Below are 4822 nucleotides of genomic sequence, written 5' to 3' on the forward strand. Positions count from 1 at the left end.
CCATATGATTCTTTCTAATGAGTGGTTTTGTCGCTTTTCATTATAAGTCATGTGGGACTTTTTGTCTGCATTGAAAAAGCCCTATAACTTCTGTGGCGGAGTTACCCACTACAGATATTATAGAGCCCAAAAAGCGAGTTCTTATGATAAGACTCGTTTTTAATATTGTTTTAAATAAAATTGGATTAATGTGATTGCTGATAATAAATTATTAGAAAGATCGCACCAATAATCATTAAAAGTAGTGAAAGGAAATAGCCAATCACACCTGCTGAAAAACTAGGATTTAAGAGGAAAACAATTCCTAGTAAAAATATAACGAGTGAAGAGCCTGTCATACTTGTTTTATGTGACAATTGTTTGTTAAAACGATTGTTGATTTTTAAACTAATAGCACCAACAATTAAAAATCCTAAACCAATAAAGCTCATAACGATTTGACTAAGTGACAAAGCAGAACTCGTTAACAAGATAAGACCAAGAATGATTTTTATCAAGCTTTGAAGCAACAACCAATTGTTTTGATATTGTTTTTCTAAAGAGAGATAGGTACGAAGATTAAATAATCCCATCACAGTTATAATAAATGCTACTATCCAGGCGATGGAAGCAATGCTAACTAAAGGATTGAAAAATAAATAAAGTCCTAAAAGCAAACATCCTATACCAAAATATAGTGTTGTTTTCATCAAATTCCTCCTTTGACATTATTATTGCTATTATAAATGGATTTTTTCATAAAGTCAAAGTGAAATTGTTGTGCTCATTTTATAGTAAACAGATAAGACTTGTTTTATTTTTGATAGTCGCTTTTTTTGGTGAATTATATTAAAATAATAAGATAGAACAAATTAATGACTAACAAGGATATTATGAAAACAAATATAGGAATTGGTAAATCTCATAGTAAAATTATTCTAATCGGAGAGCACTCAGTAGTTTATGGTTATCCTGCTATTGCACTTCCTTTAAAAAATATTGAGGTTATTTGCCAAATATCACCATCAGATAAGCTCTTTCATTTTAAAAGAAATGATACCTTATCAACAGCTATTTTTTCAGCTTTGGATTATCTAAAGATAAAGGAACCCTACATTTCGTATGATATTGTGTCTAATGTACCAGAAAAAAGAGGAATGGGGTCATCAGCAGCTGTTAGTATAGCAGCAATTCGTGCTGTTTTTGATTATTATGATGAAACTATTGATGATAGAACACTCGAACTACTAACTAATCAAGCAGAAATCATTGCCCATGTTAATCCTAGCGGTTTAGATGCTAAAACCTGTTTAAGTGATGAAGCGATTAAATTCATCAGAAATGTTGGTTTCTCAACCCTACCTATTAATTTGAATGCTTTTTTAGTCATTGCTGATACCGGCATTCAAGGACACACCAGAGAAGCAGTCCAAAAAGTAGAATCTTTAGAGGAAAAAGCTCTTCCTCATTTAAAACAATTAGGAAAACTTGCAGCCACAATCGAAAAAGCATTAACTACTAAGAATATCTCTAAAATTGGACAAGCCATGACAGCTGCTCACGAAACACTTAAACAACTAGGAGTGAGTGCTAAAGAATCTGATCATCTGGTTAATGTTGCTATGAAAAATGGTGCCTTAGGAAGTAAGATGACCGGAGGAGGATTGGGAGGCTGCATTATAGCCATTTGTCAAACACAAAAAGAAGCTGAAAAAATTAGCTTTCAGCTAGAAAAAGAAGGAGCTATTAAGACATGGATAGAAGCCCTGTAAGTGCGAAATCTTATGCTAATATTGCCATTATCAAATATTGGGGGAAAAAAGATAGTCAAAAAATGATCCCCTCAACCAGTAGTATTTCTTTAACACTAGATAATCTATACACAGAAACACAATTAAGCTCACTAGAAGATGGTAAAGAAGACCTCTTTTATATCAATGGTGTTTTACAAAATGAAGATGAACACCAAAAAATGAGTCAAGTTTTAAATCTTTTTCGAAAAGATTCCAGCCAATTTGTAAGGATTGATACAAAAAACAGCATGCCAACAGCAGCTGGTCTATCTTCAAGTTCTAGTGGTTTATCAGCCTTAGTGAGAGCAGCTAACACTTTTTTTAACGCCAACTTAAAACAAGAAGAATTAGCACAAGTTGCCAAGTTCGCATCTGGTTCTTCTTCTAGAAGTTTTTTTGGTCCTGTTGCTGCCTGGGATAAAGACACTGGAGAGATTTATCGAGTTGAAACCGATTTAAAACTGGCCATGATTATCTTAGTTCTTAATGATCAAAAAAAGATGATTTCAAGCAGAGAAGGAATGAAAAGATCTGTTGAAACGGCTACTAATTTTTCAAAATGGGTTAAGCAATCAGAAAAAGATTACAAAGACATGCTAAGCTATTTAAAAGCCAATGATTTTGAAAAAGTTGGTCAACTAACAGAAGAAAATGCCTTGATGATGCATGAAACAACGTCTGCTTCTAACCCACCATTCACCTACTTAACAGATAAAACCTATCAGGCCATGGCTGATATCAAGCAATTGAGATTAGAAGGTGAGCGTTGTTATTTTACAATGGATGCTGGCCCAAATGTTAAGGTCCTTTGTCTAGAAGAAGATCTTGAAAGACTTGCTGAAAAATTAGCCTCTCGCTACCGCATCATTGTCTCAAAAACTAAGGAATTATAAGATGCCCCAAAAAACCATTAAAACTACGACTTGTGGCAAGCTCTATCTTGCTGGTGAATATGCTATTTTAACTCCCAATCAAGTGGCTATCATCAAAGATATTCCTATCTATATGACAGCCCAACTCAGCCCATCAAAGGATTTTCAACTATCATCAGATATGTTTGATTATAGTGTTGATTTAAGTGATGATGATAATTATGCCCTTATCCAAGAAAGTGTTAAAACAATGGCTTCTTATCTCAAACTTCAAAATAAAGCCTTAAATCCTTTTTCTTTAAAGATTACTGGAAAAATGGAGAAAGATGGTAAAAAAATTGGAATTGGCTCAAGTGGTAGCGTCACCGTCTTAACACTAAAAGCTTTATCATTGTTTTATCAGCTTGAGTTATCAAAGGAAGAATTATTCAAATTAGCAGTTTATACCCTTTTAAAAAGAGGAGATAATGGTTCTATGGGCGATATTGCTTGTATTGTTTATGAAACATTGATTTATTATCGCTCTTTTGATAGACAGCGCGTGAAAAATTGGCTGTTAGAGATGACTTTGCAAGAGTTATTAGAAAAAGACTGGGGTTTTGCTATAAAACCAGTTAAGACAAGTTTATCTTTTACCTTTTTAGTTGGTTGGACAAAACAGCCTTCCATTTCTTCGCAAATGATTAAGAAAGTACAAGCTTCTATAGGTTCATCATTTTTAAACACTTCAAAAAAAGAAGTTGATGACTTGTATGTCGCTTTGGAAATAGGTCATAAAGAGAAAACAAAAAAAAGCCTATCAACACTTGGGCAATTATTAGAAGACCTACATCCAAGCATTTATAGTTCACAGTTAAAAGTGTTGAAAAATGCGACCTATCAATTAGATGCAGTTGCTAAAAGTAGTGGAGCAGGTGGTGGTGATTGTGGGATTGCCCTTGTTTTTGATGATAGGTCAAGATTAGAAATCATTAAACGTTGGGAACAAGAAAATATTAGCCTATTATATCAAGAAAAAGTGAGAGGATTACATGACAAATAGAAAAGATGAGCATATCAAATATGCATTGAACTATCAGTCACCGCATAATAGTTTTGATGATGTTGAACTCATTCATTCGTCTTTACCAGACTATGATTTGACAGATATTGATTTGTCAACACACTTTGCTGGCATTGATTTCCCGTATCCATTTTATATTAATGCCATGACTGGTGGCAGTGAAAAAGCTAAAGCCATTAATCATAAACTGGCTCAAGTGGCAGAAGCCTGTGATATTTTATTTATTACAGGTTCTTACAGTGCAGCTCTAACTAATAGTGCAGATGATTCATTCAACGTTAAAAAAGAATTTCCAAACTTAAGATTTGCGACCAATATAGGACTTGATAAACCTTATTCAAAAGGCTTAAAAGCAGTAGAAGATTTATCACCTTTAGTCTTGCAACTCCATGTTAATGTCATGCAAGAATTATTAATGCCAGAAGGAGAAAGAACCTTCAAGCATTGGAAAGACCATTTACGTGAGTATGCTAATGATTTCCCAGTGCCAGTCATTTTAAAAGAGGTTGGCTTTGGTATGGATGCCAAAACAATTGCTTTTGCAGCTCAGTTAGGGATTAAAACCGTTGACATCTCAGGTCGTGGCGGGACCAGTTTTGCTTACATTGAAAATCAGCGAGGAGGCAATCGTCCTTACTTAAATGAGTGGGGGCAAACTACTGTCCAAACTTTGTTGAATAGTCAACATCTTGTAGAAGAAGTTGAGATTTTAGCTAGTGGTGGGATAAGAAATCCTCTTGACATGATAAAAGCTATGGTATTGGGGGCACGAGCAGTTGGTCTGTCAAGAACGGTTTTAGAATTAGTGGAAACACATTCTATCAAAGACGTTATTAGTATTATTGAAGGATGGAAAGAAGACCTTCGCATTATCATGTGTGCTTTAAACAAAAGAACGATTGCAGAGTTAAACACAGTTGATTATCTCCTTCATGGTGATTTAAAAGAAACTACAAAAAAAAATTAAGGGTTTATTGAAACCCTTAATTTTTTTGGCTCTATAATATCTGTAGTGGGTAACTCCGCCACAGAAGTTATAGGGCTTTTTCAATGCAGACAAAAAGTCCCACATGACTTATAATGAAAAGCGACAAAACCACTCATTAGAAAGAATC

5 protein-coding genes are annotated in these 4822 nt (G+C 34.2%); 4 read left to right on the forward strand and 1 reads right to left on the reverse strand.

The window, feature by feature from the left end; genetic code table 11:
- Window positions 1-185: 185 nt before the first annotated feature.
- The gene (locus N7659_RS07910; protein WP_263276609.1) at window positions 186-689 is read right to left on the reverse strand and encodes a DUF308 domain-containing protein; all 504 of its coding nucleotides are present in this window, start codon (window positions 687-689) and stop codon (window positions 186-188) included.
- A 183-nt stretch (window positions 690-872) separates the two neighbouring features.
- Here N7659_RS07910 and mvk point away from each other — a divergent pair, with 183 nt between their 5' ends.
- Genes mvk through fni form a run of 4 tightly spaced genes read left to right on the forward strand, consistent with a single transcriptional unit; the run spans window position 873 to window position 4674 of the window.
- Complete coding sequence (gene mvk, locus N7659_RS07915) at window positions 873-1751, forward strand: mevalonate kinase (RefSeq protein WP_317629575.1); 879 nt, start codon at window positions 873-875, stop codon at window positions 1749-1751.
- A complete protein-coding gene (gene mvaD / locus N7659_RS07920; protein ID WP_263276610.1) occupies window positions 1733-2665 on the forward strand; it encodes a diphosphomevalonate decarboxylase in 933 nt (310 codons plus the stop codon). The genes mvk and mvaD overlap by 19 nt, the downstream gene beginning before the upstream one ends.
- Window position 2666: 1 nt before the next feature.
- The gene (locus tag N7659_RS07925) at window positions 2667-3686 is read left to right on the forward strand and encodes a phosphomevalonate kinase (RefSeq protein WP_263276611.1); all 1020 of its coding nucleotides are present in this window, start codon (window positions 2667-2669) and stop codon (window positions 3684-3686) included.
- On the forward strand, window positions 3676-4674 hold the full coding sequence (gene fni, locus N7659_RS07930) for a type 2 isopentenyl-diphosphate Delta-isomerase (RefSeq protein ID WP_263276612.1): 999 nt from the start codon (window positions 3676-3678) through the stop codon (window positions 4672-4674). The genes N7659_RS07925 and fni overlap by 11 nt, the downstream gene beginning before the upstream one ends.
- Window positions 4675-4822 lie beyond the last annotated feature (148 nt).

Origin of the sequence: Streptococcus sp. CSL10205-OR2 (assembly GCF_025660655.1) — a bacterium.
Lineage (GTDB): Bacteria > Bacillota > Bacilli > Lactobacillales > Streptococcaceae > Streptococcus.